Origin of the sequence: Thermogemmatispora tikiterensis, from assembly GCF_003268475.1 — a bacterium.
Classification (GTDB): Bacteria; Chloroflexota; Ktedonobacteria; order Ktedonobacterales; family Ktedonobacteraceae; genus Thermogemmatispora; species Thermogemmatispora tikiterensis.
The window spans coordinates 1,462,895-1,476,791 of record NZ_MCIF01000002.1 but is presented as its reverse complement, the minus strand read 5'-3'; the positions used below and the strand labels follow the sequence as shown (position 1 = coordinate 1,476,791).

Here is a 13,897-nt window from a genome sequence, read left to right as displayed (position 1 = left end):
AAAAGGTAGAGACTTGCTTGATTGGCGAGTCAAGGATATCATACTTTCTCCCTGCAAGGGAAGCTACCCGTCCAGGGGCGGCCCAATCGGGGGAGAAAGCACTCTGTCTGCGAACGACCAGACCGACTGGAGCTGGGTGAGATAACAGCTGACCAACTCTGCGCTCGCGGCTTGCTCCCTTGGGTCCCGTGTAGCGGAGAGCAGAGATGATCAAGCCTGGCTGGGGTTAACAGATCTGAACAGCCCCAGGAAGTGTCAGACAGCCGCAGCAAGCTTCCATGAAGGCATGCCGCCGCGGGCCCCTGGATGAATCCAGGGGAGGAAGGCGGCTCCCTCCTGGCATTGGTCTGTGCTGGCAGGTTTGATCTTCAGGACAATTGGCCTGGGTGTATATCAGCCCCGCTCTGAAGCGGCTTCGTTCTAGTTCAGAGTTGTGGCAGTTAATAGCTGTCAATATTTGTAGAATCGACCCACGGAGAGTCTTGTAATAGCGTTTTGTTTACGGTAGCCTATTATAATAAGCGGTCGTGTAAGCACGTTTATAGTGGTTGTAGCTACAGGGTGCTCATTGTGAGTGGAAAAGCGGTGAAGGTACGCAATCGGCGCACAGCGAAGACGCAGGCGCGGTTGCAGCGGAAGCTGGCGGCCCACAAGACACGGCACCCGCCGGACACTGCGCGTGTCTCGATGCTGTGTCTTGTGGGCCGCCAGCAACGGCACCGGACCCAGACGTTTGTGCAAACGGTGGCGAAGCGCCTGGTGGAGTGGGCACCACCGCAGGCGGTGCTGGTCTTCGAACGGCTGCAGATGCCACCGCCGCAGCAAGGGCAGATCCGGGGGCGAGCGTTGCGGCGCCGGCTCGCGCTCTGGCAGCGGGGGCTGATCCGCCGCTGGACCGAGCAGCAGGCGCAGGAGCAGGGGCTGCGCGTGGCAGAGGTGAACCCGGCTTACACCTGTCAACTCTGTGCCTGTTGTGGACAGCGAGGAACGCGTCACCGACATCGCTTCTCCTGCCCCCACTGCGGGGCCGAGGAGCATGCCGATATCAATGCCGCTCGTAATATTCGGGATCGCCTGCCTGTCCTACGGGGCAGTGGGCTGTTGTCAACCAGCCCGGAAGCCCGGGCCGCTGCGACGGCGGGCAAGCCTCTGGCTTGAGCCAGGGGCCGTTGACTGCAAGGCATGAGTCTCGTCTTGCTCTCTCTGCCTCAGCCTTTAGAGGCGGGAAGATTCTGGCTATGACGACGACGCCAGCGTTGATAGAGGAACTCATCGCCCCAGCTGAGAAAGCCGCAGGTGGTGAGGCCGTGCACCAGGACCACGCTCAGCAGCGATGGGGGGGTGGGCTGTAGTACGTAGAGGGTGCTAAAGACCATCCCGGCCAGGCCCACGCCCGCGATGCTGCGCCAGTTCCAACCCCCCAGGCGGTGGTAGAGCGTATAGACCAGGGTGCTAATCAGCCAGCCCCAGCTGCTCCAGCCTGTCCATTGCCAGACCACGTGCAGCAAAAAGCCGCGAAAAAAGACTTCTTCTGCTGGAGCATTAATGAGGAGGTAGTAGAGTGCCTGCAGTAGATGGTCGCCTGGCGTCGGACGTTGAAAGCGCGGTCCTACGATCAGACAGCGGTAGAGCATAGCCAGCAAAGCCATCAAGCTGCCCAGGCCCAGCCCCAGGGCCAGCTGCATCCCAAGGGCCGCTGGCAGACTCAGGCCCAGTGCCGCCGGCGGCTGGTGCGAAAAGATCAACCAGAGCAGGGGGATTCCACTCAGGGGGACGATGCGGATCAGCACGTCTGGCCAGAGCCAGCGCCAGGTTGTGACCACCGTCGAACGGGGATAGGTGGCAGGAGCAGACGACTGCTTAGGCGTCTCTACTAGCGACATTTTCTCACCTCATGGACAGCGCTGAGGAGCAGCTCAGGCAAGAGCGGACTGCGGTAGCCAGCCGCCCTGCCTGCTTTACTCTGCTGAGGGAGGAGAACGGTGTGCCTCCTGTAAACGCTGGAGATCTGCCAGCCCTTCCTTGATCTCTTCGGGCGAGAAATTGCCTGCTCGCAACTCGGCATTGCTCTTCTCCTGCAAGCGAGCGTAAAAGGCTAATCCCTGCCCAAAAACCTCATCACTGCTATCGGGAGCCTTCAGAGCCTCGAAGAGTGCGTCCTCTGCCTGGGCATAACGTCCAGTTTTCTCATAGTAGAGCATGATCCGCGTCAGCAGCGAGGCAGGCAGCTCATGGCGGCTCAGCAGCGTCAGCAGCTCCTCAACCTCGGCAAAGAAATCTGACTGGCGCGGATTCTCCTCCAACAGAACAGCCTCCAGAAAGAGGCGTAACGAGCGCAGATAACGAGGGAAGCTTTCCTCATAGCGCTCTAGATCCTGATAAACATCGCCTTCCAGCTTGAGCAGGAGAGCTATCCAGAGGCATTTCCCGACATCGAGCAGATCGATACGCTTCACCAGCGCCAGGAGCATCTCTTCGGGAGCCGCCAGCAAGAACTCGGAGCTCAGGCCTAGCGTCTGCCGGAAAAGCTCATCGATCAATATGAGCGCTTCCTCATACTGGTAGTCCTGGCGTAAGAGAAGCACACGCGCTAAAGCGCGGCTGAACTGCTCGATCAATCGGAGAATATAATCGCGATTAATCACGGGACTAACCTCTCCTGACGCTCAAAAAGGATCGGCGGCTTAGCTTGCTGGAGGGTATATGGGCATATCCCCGAGGCAAGGACTGCTGGCGAAGCGCCGACTCTCTCCAGAGAACGGGAGTTTTCAGATCTGCGGCCCGGTCAGGAGAGGCGAGCGATTGCCTGGTCGAGACGGTGCAAGGTGCGCTGACGGCCCAGGACCTCCATTGTCTGGAAGAGTGGGGGTGAGACCGTGCGCCCACTGATAGCCACGCGAATTGCTCCGAAGAGCTGGCCGGTTTTCAGTCCGAGCGTTGCAGCCAATGCACGCAGCGGCTCTTCGAGAGCGCTGTGTTCCCAGCGATCGAGTGCGACCAGAATCTCGCGCGTGCGTTCCAGGGCCGCGCGGGTGCTGGCTGCATCCATCTGCTTCTGTATCAGAAGTGTTGTATCGTAGTGCAGCTCATCGACGTAGAAAAAGTCGATCATTTGAGCCGCCTCTCCCAATGTCTTTAGCCGCTCCTGCTCCAGCTGAAGCACGCGCTGTGTATACGCGAAATCGAGAGGACGAGGGACACTGTCAGGTAGGCCACCCTCGGCAGCGGGGCGCTCAAGATAAGGCAATGTGCGCCGCGTTAATTCCTCCAGGGGCAGCTGGCGGATATAGACCCCGTTCATCCAGGTCAACTTATCAGGATCGAGGATTCCCCCGGAGACACCGATGCGGTCCAGTGTAAAGACGCGAATCAGCTCCTCGCGGCTAAAAATCTCTGTCTTATCGTCGTAGGCCCAGCCCAGCAGTGCCAGGAAATTGAAAACCGCCTCGGGGAGGTAGCCCTGCCTCTGCAGTGTATCCCAAGAAGGAGCGTTGTGGCGCTTGCTCAGCTTCTTCTTATCCTTCCCCAAAACATTGGGGAGATGATAAAAGAGCGGTGGCTGCCAGCCCAATGCCTGATAAATCTGCACGTGGCGTGGGGCACTCGCGATCCACTCTTCGCCGCGCAAGACATGGGTAATCCCCATCAGATGGTCGTCGATAACGTTCGCCAGATGGTAGGTGGGATAGCCATCCGATTTCAGAATCACAGCATCGTCGAGATCGGCATTTTTAAAGGTGATATCGCCGTGCAGCTCATCATGAACAACGGTCTCGCCTTCGAGCGGCATCGCGAAGCGCACCGTCCAGCTGTGGCCGGCGGCCTCCAGGGCAGCGCGCTCCTCGGCGCTGAGAAAGCGACAGCGCCGATCATAGCGGGGTGGAAGCTTTTGAGCCTCTTGCTCCTTGCGCATCTGCTCCAGTCGTTCGGGAGTACAGTAGCAGCGATAGGCATGGCCGTTGGCAATCAATTGATGGGCGTATTGCTGATAGAGGGCCTTGCGCTGGGTCTGATAATAAGGGCCATATGGGCCACCGACAACTGGGCCTTCGTCGTAGTCCAGCCCGAGCCACTTGAGGCCCTCTATCAGATAGCTCACTGCGCCCTCAACCGTGCGACTCAGGTCAGTATCTTCGATGCGCAAGATAAACGTACCGCCGCTGTGGCGAGCAAATAGCCAGCTGAAGAGGGCGGTCCGATAACCGCCGATATGCTGAAAGCCCGTTGGGCTTGGGGCAAAGCGCAATCGTGGAGCAGTTGTAGCTTGCTTATGTTGCTGCTCCTGCATAGGCACGTCGGACTGTGTCATAGGCGACGATAAGCTCTCCTCTTTCTCGGCTAAGAACGGCCTCATTGTACCATACCTGGCAACAGAGCGTAAGAGCCTGATAGAGAAGAGCGTGAAAGACTGCGTGCAGCGGGCCAAGCTGACTTGACGTTGGCTTGCATTGCTGCCAGCCTGTAGCTCCCTCCAGCAAGCCGCCTCACTCAGCCAGGGCAGGAGATTGTGGGTGGAGAAGCGATGGCAAGCAGACGCTTTGTCCTGGGAAGATGTCCTCGGACAGGGGCAGAGCGCAGGAAAAGGGGCGCAGGGGAACAACAGAGATGCGGCACTGAGAGCGTTATGGCAGTGGGCGGAAGCATCGGCAAGCCGGGGAAACGAAACGACCGCTGGCAGGCTCTCCGCTGACCCTGCACTTGTCCCTGAGCTGCTGAGCAAAACCGTCTAGGCCAGAGCAGAGCGCTAAGAAGCCAAAGGCATCAGTCCCAGGGCGTTGTGGCAAGGCCAGGAGCATCCTCTCGCAACGCTGGACAGGATTTATGCCGCTTTTGCTCCTTTTATGCTATGTTTTTAAATAGACAAGCTCATATGATCGATCTGGAAAGCGATCGATCATCAAGATACTGGTGGAGTCCCATTTGACCTTTATGCTTCCGAGAGAAGGCAAGCCAGCGGAAAAGAAAAGACTCACTTCCTCACCGGAGCAGCATGTCTTGTTGCTCGGTTATCGGAGAAGAGAGCCAAACGCCAGGTTGATGCCCCTACAGCATCGCGTCACCGCCGCGGTTTTGGGCCAGTGGAAAGCGAGCGGGACCCGATGCAGCAAGGCGAGCCGGAAGAGGCAGTGACGGGGCGGCAGGCAGGGTCAGTCAGTCCTTACCGAACTCGTCCAGCACATCGAGGCTATTGATAAAGTCGCGATAGGCCTCCAGATTATCCGGCTCCGGCTCCTTCTTCGGAGGGGTCTTGGGCAGGCTCTGCTCCTCACTCGTCTCAGGCGTGACACCAGCGCGCTCCAGCACACTCTCCTCGACGTAAATCGGAGCCTTGGCGCGAATGGCCAGCGCGATCGCATCACTTGGGCGAGCATCGATCTCCACGTGCCTGCCGTCGGCATCCAGGATAATGCGGGCGTAGAAGATATCGTCGATCAAGTCAGAGATCACGACACTCATAATCTTCGCGCCCAGCTCGGTGATCACATTCTTGAGCAGGTCGTGGGTCAAGGGCCGTGGGGAACTAGCTCCCTGGAGTTCGATCGCAATCGCGTAGGCTTCCGCGTGCGCTATCCAGATGAAGAGATAGCGCTCCTGCCTTAGCGCCTTTAAAATGACTACCCGTTGCTGTGTCGCCAGATTTATGCGTACACTCTCGACTGTCATTTCAACCATGTGTCTCTGACTCCCTCTTTCATGGCCGGTTCCGCGAGTGTTCGACGCCTTTATTGTACATCTATCTACGGGTCTGGCGCAAATCGCTTGCCCTTCTCTCGCTGGCTACGGTCAGGACAGGAAAGGAGCAGGCGCTGCCTGGCTGCGACCCGCCATCGCCTCCCCTCGTCCGATAGTATAGCAAAGACTGGCGCCTATTCCAAGGGCCTGCCTCCCCCTTGATGCTGCCCGGCTCGCTCATGATCCCCTCTGAAAAACTGTTCCGAAAATACGTTCGAGAAAAAGCTTGACTTGTCTTGCCCTGTCTGATATCATTGACTCGAATAGCCGTTCTACTTTTGACAGCGACGAAGTTCGCAGAACGGGTTTTTGGAGAAAGGCAGGAACCTGGATTATGCCTGAACCATTGGGCGAGTTCCAGCGGCGCATGTTGGAATTCATCGTCAATTACATCCGTCGGGAGGGGATGCCTCCGACTAACCGTGAGATCGGCAAGGCCATGAAGATCGCCAGCACTGGCCATGTCGATTACCACCTGAGCATGCTGGAGAAGCGCGGCTACATCATACGCGAGGCAAAGAAGAGCCGCGGCATTAAGCTGACCAGGCATCCCTGGGGCATTCCTGTCGAGGGTACAATCGCCGCTGGTGAGCCGATCGAGATTTTCTCGGAACCGGATCAGACCATCGAAGTGGGGCATGGCGTCGATCCCGAGAACAGCTTTGCCCTCATTGTCCGTGGCCAATCGATGATTGAGGACCATATTTGCGACGGCGACTATGTGGTGATTAAGCGCCAGCGCACCTGCGAGAACGGTGATATCGTGGTGGCTGTCCACCTGGTGGAGGGCACACCCGGTAAAGCAACGCTCAAGCGCTTCTTCCTGGAGAAGGAGCAGGTCCGTCTGCAGCCGGCCAATGCTGAGCTGGAGCCAATCTATATCCCGCGCGACGAATGGGATCGTGAGTGGGAGATTCAGGGCAAAGTGATTGCTATCGTACGCCACTACGGCGGTTCCGGGCGGGCCGCCTGACCTGATCTCGACCAGCTTGCTCTCCTGGGCCAACACTGTGCTGTGGCTCCCTGGCTCTCCTCCCTGTTAAGCCTGCGAGACTTGGCTTTAGAGAGTAGACGAGGTCTCCCCAGAGTTGAGTAGGGTGTAACACTGAGGACGGGCATATCCTGCCGTGCTGCGTCCTCTTCCTTTGTATCTAATCTCGCTCGTGTCAAGAGAGGCCATTTTGTTTGTGGCTGCCCGGCTGGCTGGCTGGCACAGCCTCTTTCCCCTTCCTTCCCACCTGGTGCGCCTGAGTCGCCCGGCTCTCCCCTGCTCCCTCGCCAGGGCGTGGCAGCTAGAGCGCTTCTTGCCAAGAAATCCCGTCGCTGTTATACTGTCACTAAAGATGATAGGCGCATACCCAGGCTGGGTTTTTGAGAAGAGAGGCATGGCTCTTCCTGGGCAGGCCCTGCTCTTTTTTCGCCATGCTCTTGCTCGTACTGAGGAGAACTTCTGTTTGAAAGGATATACTTCCTATGAGAGCCGCCGCCGTGGCTTTCGTGCTGGTTGCTGCAGCTGCCGTGGTCCTGTGGTTCGGGAATACGCTGAATTCCTGGGTGCTTGGTGGCCTGATAGGCGGGTTGGCAGCCTTGTTACTTAGTATCCCCATTTCTCTCTCTCTCTTCTCCTTTCTCTCTCGTCGCCATGATGAGTATTTTCGGGCTGAGTTGCAGGCTCACATGGCTCTCGAAACGGCACATCAATCGCCTCCTCCTGCTCCCCCGCGTGCTGTTCATCAGGCGCTGCTGGCTGGCGGTGGCTGGCGAGGTCCGACGCGCTATACGCGGCTTGATGGCGATGGGGGGCCACTGGCTGGAGAAGACGAGTGGGTGGTTGCTGAGGGAGAGGAGGAGACTGATTCCAATAGTGGCTTTGTGACCTTTGATGATGAGGAACCAGAAGAGGAGATGGCGCGTGGTCGGGAGTCTGCTTCCAACCCGCTCTCATCACGTCTATCTCGCTCATTATCACAAGAGCTTCCGGCTCGCTCTCCCTCTTCTGTTCCTTTACAGACGCGCTCAACTGGACGCTATTCCTCAGCGCTTCATCCGCAGACGCGCATCGAGGGGCGCCGTGCGCAGCTTCAGCAGGGAGGGTATCGGCTTCCCCCGGCTGCTGCTGGTCCAGCGTATCCTGGCGTGGCGCGCGCTCAAAACGGTAGTCAGCGCCGTCAAAGTCAATACTTTGCTGAGGCGCTGCGCACGGCACGTCTGGAGGCTCTACGCCGGCAGGAGGAGACCCTCAACGAGGAGAATGTCGAGATCTCGCCAATGCTTCCGCCGCCGCCGCCAAGGCTGGCGGCGCGTCGTTCTTCTGGCCTGACTGGTCAGATGCCTGCTTCTCCCTCCTTCTCGGCTCTCTCTGCGTCCGTACAGCAGCGCCAGCTGCGTTCGCAGTCGCTGGCACGGTCGGAGGGTCCCGTCGGGCCTGTCTCCACTACGCTGTCCCAGGCGGCTGGGCGCCGTTCGCCATTGGCCACTGAGGCTGACGAGGCCTATGATGATGATTCTCTGTCTGCTCTGAAGACAGGGAACAGTGCTTTTGCTCGCTCGCCTTCAGCAGAGACCGACAGCGGCCCAGGGCGTGTACGCGCCGCTGGCGAGCAGCGTCTCTTGCGCAGCTCTCCGTCGGGGAGCTTGAGGAATCCTCTGGTGCGTCGCCCGCCGTATCTCTATGAAGATGATCCTCTGCGCACAGAGTTAAGTCAGTTCGCCGAGGAACCAATTACTCGCCGCTCTTCACGCCTTCGACGTTTTCAGGTGCCTGACGAGGACTAGACGGCCTGCATGGGAGCCGGAAAAGGCGGAGACTGAAGAGGGTGGCGCGGCTGATCAGCCAGCTGACTAGCCAGGGGGCTACTCCAAAGAGGCGTTGGTACTCCTTCCCTGGCGTCCGTCGGCAGAGTGTGCTAGGATTGGGCAAAAGTGCAGGAGCTTGCCTTACAAAGGAGGCCGTGTTTTGTTGAATCACTTGATCGAAGCTTTGACCAGCTTGATCACCAATCTCTATGTCTCGACAGGACTCTTGGGGATCGTAGTGGCGATGGCGGTTGAGAGCTGCTGCATTCCATTGCCCAGTGAGATTGTCATGCCGCTGGCCGGGGTGATGCTCGCTCAAGGCCGCTTGCTTCCTGGCCTAAACTCCTGGTTGGCTCTGCTGCTGGTGGCGCTCTCTGGCTCCCTTGGTTGCTTACTCGGTTCGATACTGGCCTATGCGATTGGAGCCTCCGGTGGGCGTCCACTGATGCTCAAGTACGGTCGCTATCTGCTCATCTCGCAGCATGATGCTGATAAGGCAGATGAGTTCTTCAGGCGATGGGGGAGCGCAACAACCTTCTTTTCCCGCCTGCTACCCGTGGTACGTACGTACATTTCGCTACCCGCTGGCATTACAAAGATGCCGTTTGGGCGCTTTTGTCTTTATACTTTCCTGGGTTCGCTGCCCTGGTGCCTGATCTTGGCTTACGCTGGCACGGTCCTGGGCAATCATCTGGATACGCTGGCCCCTATCTTTCATAGCCTCGATGGCGTGATCGTGCTAGCGTTGCTGGTGCTGATCGTACTCTATGTCTGGAGGCATATTCGCAACGATCGGCGTGCTCGTGCCGCCCATGCTGCCGCGGCTGCCCTGCAACAGCAGCCGGGCCAGGGGCCGCTGACTGCTGGTCCGGCTGAGGGGAGGCTGTCCGCGATGGCTCCCCAAACGGCTCCTTGGGGTCAGCCCATGTCACAGCCGCCGTTTGCGCCGTCCTGGTCGAATACCCCTACTCCGCCGACTGCACCACCTCCTCAGTCTCCTTCCTCCTCTCAGACACCCTGGCAGGGGCCGCCTGTTCAGGGGTCGCTCCTGGGAGGGCAGGATTATCGCCCGCGTTGGCCTGCGGAGGGGCAAGGTGGGCCGGCGGGGCCTTATCCCCGCCAGTAGCTAGTGGCGATAGCGATTGCGGTAAGAACGCAGCGGAGCAGCCGGCAGGGCTTTGGCCCTGACCGGCCTTCTTTGTGTGTGCTGGTGTGAGCGAGGTCTGGAACGGCTGGAGATAGGGGAGAGTACAGTGGCCTCCACCAGGCGGGTGCTGGGGGGATCGAAGAGAGCTGAGCTGTTGCTCAACGGTTTGGCTGACGCTGCGTTGGCTGGCAACTGGGGGAGATCAACGCCTGGGAGTGCTGGTCGGAGGAACGGGGGTGGGGGAGATCCTCCCAGGCGTTGATCTTGACAGCAGGAACCATAGGGGTCTGTCTGCTCCCTATAATAGGGGGAAGAAATCAAAAAATCCTAAGCCAATTACAAAGATTTTGTAAAGATTCCTCTCGTGGCCGGATGTTCCCGCTGCTCCTTGCTGACTTCGGATAGGAGATAGCGTTTGCTGGCTGGGGCTGTCTCTGGAGAGGGGCTTTTTGAAGAAGAGGAGAAGTCACCAGGAGTGTGGATCATACTCTGGCAAGGCAGTAGCGGGGTGCTCCACTGACCACTGACTGGTGGTGAGAGTGGGGCACCCCCTCCGAGAGGAGGAAAAGGGAGGGCGTTTGAGGCCCTCGGGGTAACCTAGGGCAGGCTACTGAGGTGTGGTCCTACGGTATTGGCAAAGGCATAACCGTTGGAGGCGTCCCAGTTAATCGACCAGGTCATGGCTCCGCGCAAACCAGGGTAGGTCGTCGAGGGTTTGAAACTCGCGCAATTGGTACCGCTGCTGAGACAGTCAAGGGCTGCATTAACCACGGATGGGGCCACGTAGCCGCCACTTGCCGCCGAGGGCGAGGCAGGCAGCCCCAGGCCAACCTGGTCGGGGCGCAGTCCGCCTTGCAGCTGGATACAAGCCAGCGCGGTGATAAAGTCCTCGCTTCCCTGAGCGTAGACGTTGCCATCGCAGCCGTTCATTGTCCCCGAGTTGTAATACTGGGTGTTAACAAGGGTCAGAATATCTTTGATGTTGAGGGCGAGCTGGAAGTAGGCGCCAGCCGTCGATTGCATATCGATGGTCTGGGGGGCCAGGGTAATGATCAGGCTAGGCCCGGCCAGTGCTGAGAGCTGACGCAGCGCGCTGGCCAGATAGGTGGGATTGATCCCGTTTTCGAGATCGATGTCGACACCGTCGAAACCGTAGGTGGTCATGAGCTGGTAGACGCTATTGGCGAAGTTGGTGGCGCTTGTCGCGTCGTTCACTGTGATGGTACCATTCTGGCCACCAACGGAGATAATGACTTTTTTCCCTTGGGAGTGGAGCGTGGCGATGTCGCTGATGAACTGGCTGGTGGTGTATCCTCCCAACGCCGAGGAAAGTCCGGAGTCGATGCTAAAGGTGACAGCGCCTGGACGAGAGGGATCAGCGTTGGCGAAGGCCACGGCAATCAAATTATAGTAGCTGTTGATGTCACTGAGTCTGAGCGGGGTAGCGCCGTTGGTGAAATCCTGCCAGTAGCCGGTTAAGATATGGTGCGGAAGACTACCACCACAGTTGGTGCAGGGCGTTGGTGTGGGCGTAGGTGTAGCTGTGCTGGTGGGTGTGGGTGTGGGTGTAGGTGTAACTGTGTTGGTCGGAGCCGGCGTTGGGGTGGGACTGCTGGCCGCTGTAGGGGATGGGGTTACGCTGCCCGCTGGCCCAGTCAGGCTGACGTCATCGACATAGACGCTTCCCTGCAGATACCAGCCATGCACATAGATGGTGACGCTGGTGGTCGAGGCGCCGGTGGTAAAGGAAACGCTCAGTTGAGTGTAACTACTGCTGCTGGTCCAGTTGCTGGCTCCTCCGTTAACACCGAGATAGGCATAAGGTCCGTCAACGTAGGCGCTAAGGGTATAGCTACTGTTGGGTTGCACGCTGATGGTCTGGGTACATTGCCCGGTGGTGGAGGCAGTGGGATTCATTTGTAAGGCATAGTTGCCGCTGTGTACTGGCGCCGTCACGACGGTATCACCAGGGTCACAACTCCAACCGCTCAGATTGCCGCTCTCGAAGCCCGGATTGGTAACGAGGTTGCTGCCCGCCGCAAAGGCTCCGCTCGTCCAGTGCAGAAAAAGGGCTGCTGCCAGACCACTGACAATGAGAAGCGCCGAGAGCAGTATGAGCAGGAAGCGAGGCCGCAGAGGAGGTAGAGACCTGACCTTGGGCAGACTGCTGGACATAGCGATGGCTTTCCTCCTTGCCTTGAAATGCTCGAACAGCCGCAGGCTGTTAGATGCCACGGCAGGGCATGCTGGCTTCATGCCCGCGGCCTGCCTCTCTCATCGCAGGCAGGCCGTGCCCTGCCGGCAGATCCTTCATAATCAATGATAACTGCGTGTAATCATATCGTCAAGATGTCTAGACCACTCTAGCTAGACCTGGCCGAAGGAGCGGTCCTGTGGACCGCCTGGCCTGCTCCGGGTGGGAAGGTGAGATGGGCAGCGCGACAGAGAGACCTCGGATGAAGTCGGCAGAGGTCCAGGCATGCAGGTCTCCGACCGGCTCTAGGTGCGGGTGTGCAACCAGGCTAGAGCGGTGTCGGGGGTCATGCGAAGCGATAGCGCAGGAAGAGGTAGCTACCAGCCCGTTTTAGACTGAGCAATTCTCCCCAGCGTGGATCGGACGGCAGGAAAAGCTGGTTCGCGACAAAGCCGGGACGTGACTCGTTGGCATCGCGTCCAGCTAGCTGTGGGGCCAGGGTCAGGAACAGCTCATCGATCAACTGCTCGGCCATAAAACGACCCATCAGCTGGGGGCCACCCTCGATGAGAATGCGCTGGCACCGCTGCCAGCGGCTCAGTGTCTCCACAATGGTCCGAGCCTGGAGAGGTCCATGCTCGCTGGCGACGAGCAGGTGCAGGGTAGGAGGAAGGGACTGCTGTTGCAGATGGGCCTTTCCTTGAGCAGTGGTAATCAGCACTGAGCTGATGGTAGCCTCGTGGAAGAGGGGGAGGCTAAGATCGACATTGCCGCTGCTACTGACGATCACATTCAGCGGCTGGGTGGTCTGGCCCAGCTGCTGGCGCAGCTGATGATATTCTGAGGCCAGCGGAGGATAGATATAATCGGGGGTCCAGCGGTGCTCGGGCGCGTCGCGTAGTGTGCCCGCCCCAACAATTACCGCGTCAACGCAGGCTCGCAGCAGACCCATGACCATATGATCATGCTCGTTGCCGCCGCTGATATCCAGGCTTTTTCCGTTGGCATGGGCGACGGCCACGCCGTCAAGCGTCTCGACAAAGTTGCTGATGATGTAGGGGTGCTTCTCCGGTGCGGGTGGAAAGGCCAGCCTGCCGTAGAGATGGGCTAGCCTCGGAGGAAGTGGCAGCGCCTGGCCTTCAGCCTCTATCTGCTCAAAGGCGGTCTCCAAAGGGGATACTGTTTGCATGGCTGGTGTACCGTCCTCTTTCTGCTTGTGGAGCTATCCTTACTGTTATTATTGTATAAGACAGGCTGCCCCTGGTGTGCGTTGGCCTCTCTTGCTGAGAACTTGGGCTTGGGCGGGGAGGCCGCTGGGCGCTTGGGCCTCCCTCTCTATCACGCTGCGAACCCTGCTTGGGGAACTATCCGGCGCTCGCTCATGGTGATTTTATTCAGCCGTAGTTAAATCCTGCCAGCGGGCACCGCTGTTGACAATCATACTGCCGATAGCGGCGGCGCCCAGACAGATCAGGGCCAGGCCACCGACGAGGTACCACCGGGAGCCGCCGCTGATCTGGGGAATCCAGGGGTAGACGACGGTTGTGATCATCGCTGTCAAACAAGAGAGCGATCCTGGCAGGCAGCATAACCAGAGGACGGGCCTGATCCAGGATTTCGAGAGGAGGCAGCGACTGTTCAGCAGGGATGGATAATGGAATATGCAGACCAAGATGTCGATGAACAGAAACATGACAGAGAGCGCCCAGACGAGTGTAGCTGCTGCAATCAGCACATTGTAGGCTTCGGCCGCAAAGTCGCCCGGCGATGCGGGCGCGATCAGATAGGGAATCATCAAGAAGACAACCGCGGCAAAGATCAGGCTGACGCAGGTCTGAAAGATAATGGCGTTGCCCGGCACGCGATTCCGGTTGAGAAGCCCAATCTGCCGAGGCAGGTGCTTATCGATGGCTCCTGCCATGAGCAGACGCGCAAAGGTAGAATTGAAAAATACAGGTATGATGAGAAAATAGGCTAATATGCAGACCAGGATCAGATCGCCTGCCCACTTGCCAAACACCATGTCC

The 13,897-nt window shown here is 58.6% G+C and carries 11 protein-coding genes; 4 read left to right on the top strand and 7 right to left on the bottom strand.

What is annotated here, in order from left to right; genetic code table 11:
* Nucleotides 1-570 precede the first annotated feature (570 nt).
* Nucleotides 571-1,158 carry a zinc ribbon domain-containing protein gene (locus A4R35_RS05980; RefSeq protein WP_146747128.1) on the top strand — a complete coding sequence of 196 codons (588 nt, stop codon included), beginning with the start codon at nucleotides 571-573 and terminating at the stop codon, nucleotides 1,156-1,158.
* A gap of 50 nt (nucleotides 1,159-1,208) precedes the next feature.
* Here the strand turns inward: A4R35_RS05980 and A4R35_RS05975 are convergent, their stop codons facing one another.
* The 4 genes from A4R35_RS05975 to A4R35_RS05955 form a co-directional block, all read right to left on the bottom strand.
* A complete protein-coding gene (locus tag A4R35_RS05975; RefSeq protein WP_112427480.1) occupies nucleotides 1,209-1,883 on the bottom strand; it encodes a CPBP family intramembrane glutamic endopeptidase in 675 nt (224 codons plus the stop codon).
* Between the two features lie 75 nt (nucleotides 1,884-1,958).
* Entirely contained in the window at nucleotides 1,959-2,645 is a 687-nt protein-coding gene (locus A4R35_RS05970) for a DUF6483 family protein (protein WP_112427478.1), read from the bottom strand.
* A 140-nt stretch (nucleotides 2,646-2,785) separates the two neighbouring features.
* Nucleotides 2,786-4,309 (bottom strand): glutamate--tRNA ligase, encoded by a 1,524-nt coding sequence (gene gltX, locus A4R35_RS05965; protein ID WP_223258221.1) that lies wholly within the window; start codon nucleotides 4,307-4,309, stop codon nucleotides 2,786-2,788.
* 842 nt (nucleotides 4,310-5,151) lie between these two features.
* Nucleotides 5,152-5,673, bottom strand: coding sequence for a bifunctional nuclease family protein (locus A4R35_RS05955; RefSeq protein ID WP_052888665.1), 522 nt, complete (start codon nucleotides 5,671-5,673; stop codon nucleotides 5,152-5,154).
* Nucleotides 5,674-6,067: 394 nt separating this feature from the next.
* On the opposite strand from A4R35_RS05955, the gene lexA reads away from it, so the two are divergent.
* From lexA to A4R35_RS05940, 3 genes are all read left to right on the top strand, one after another.
* Entirely contained in the window at nucleotides 6,068-6,706 is a 639-nt protein-coding gene (lexA, locus tag A4R35_RS05950) for a transcriptional repressor LexA (RefSeq protein ID WP_112427474.1), read from the top strand.
* 500 nt (nucleotides 6,707-7,206) lie between these two features.
* On the top strand, nucleotides 7,207-8,508 hold the full coding sequence (locus A4R35_RS05945; protein WP_112427472.1) for a hypothetical protein: 1,302 nt from the start codon (nucleotides 7,207-7,209) through the stop codon (nucleotides 8,506-8,508).
* Nucleotides 8,509-8,689: 181 nt separating this feature from the next.
* Complete coding sequence (locus tag A4R35_RS05940; protein WP_223258220.1) at nucleotides 8,690-9,655, top strand: DedA family protein; 966 nt, start codon at nucleotides 8,690-8,692, stop codon at nucleotides 9,653-9,655.
* Nucleotides 9,656-10,273: 618 nt separating this feature from the next.
* On the opposite strand, the gene A4R35_RS05935 is transcribed toward A4R35_RS05940, so the two are convergent.
* The 3 genes from A4R35_RS05935 to A4R35_RS05925 form a co-directional block, all read right to left on the bottom strand.
* A complete protein-coding gene (locus A4R35_RS05935) occupies nucleotides 10,274-11,851 on the bottom strand; it encodes a chitinase (RefSeq protein ID WP_112427470.1) in 1,578 nt (525 codons plus the stop codon).
* A gap of 365 nt (nucleotides 11,852-12,216) precedes the next feature.
* Nucleotides 12,217-13,059 (bottom strand): RibD family protein, encoded by an 843-nt coding sequence (locus A4R35_RS05930; RefSeq protein WP_112427468.1) that lies wholly within the window; start codon nucleotides 13,057-13,059, stop codon nucleotides 12,217-12,219.
* Nucleotides 13,060-13,260: 201 nt separating this feature from the next.
* Nucleotides 13,261-13,893: an APC family permease gene (locus tag A4R35_RS05925; protein ID WP_146747127.1), complete on the bottom strand. Its 633-nt coding sequence runs from the start codon at nucleotides 13,891-13,893 to the stop codon at nucleotides 13,261-13,263.
* Nucleotides 13,894-13,897 lie beyond the last annotated feature (4 nt).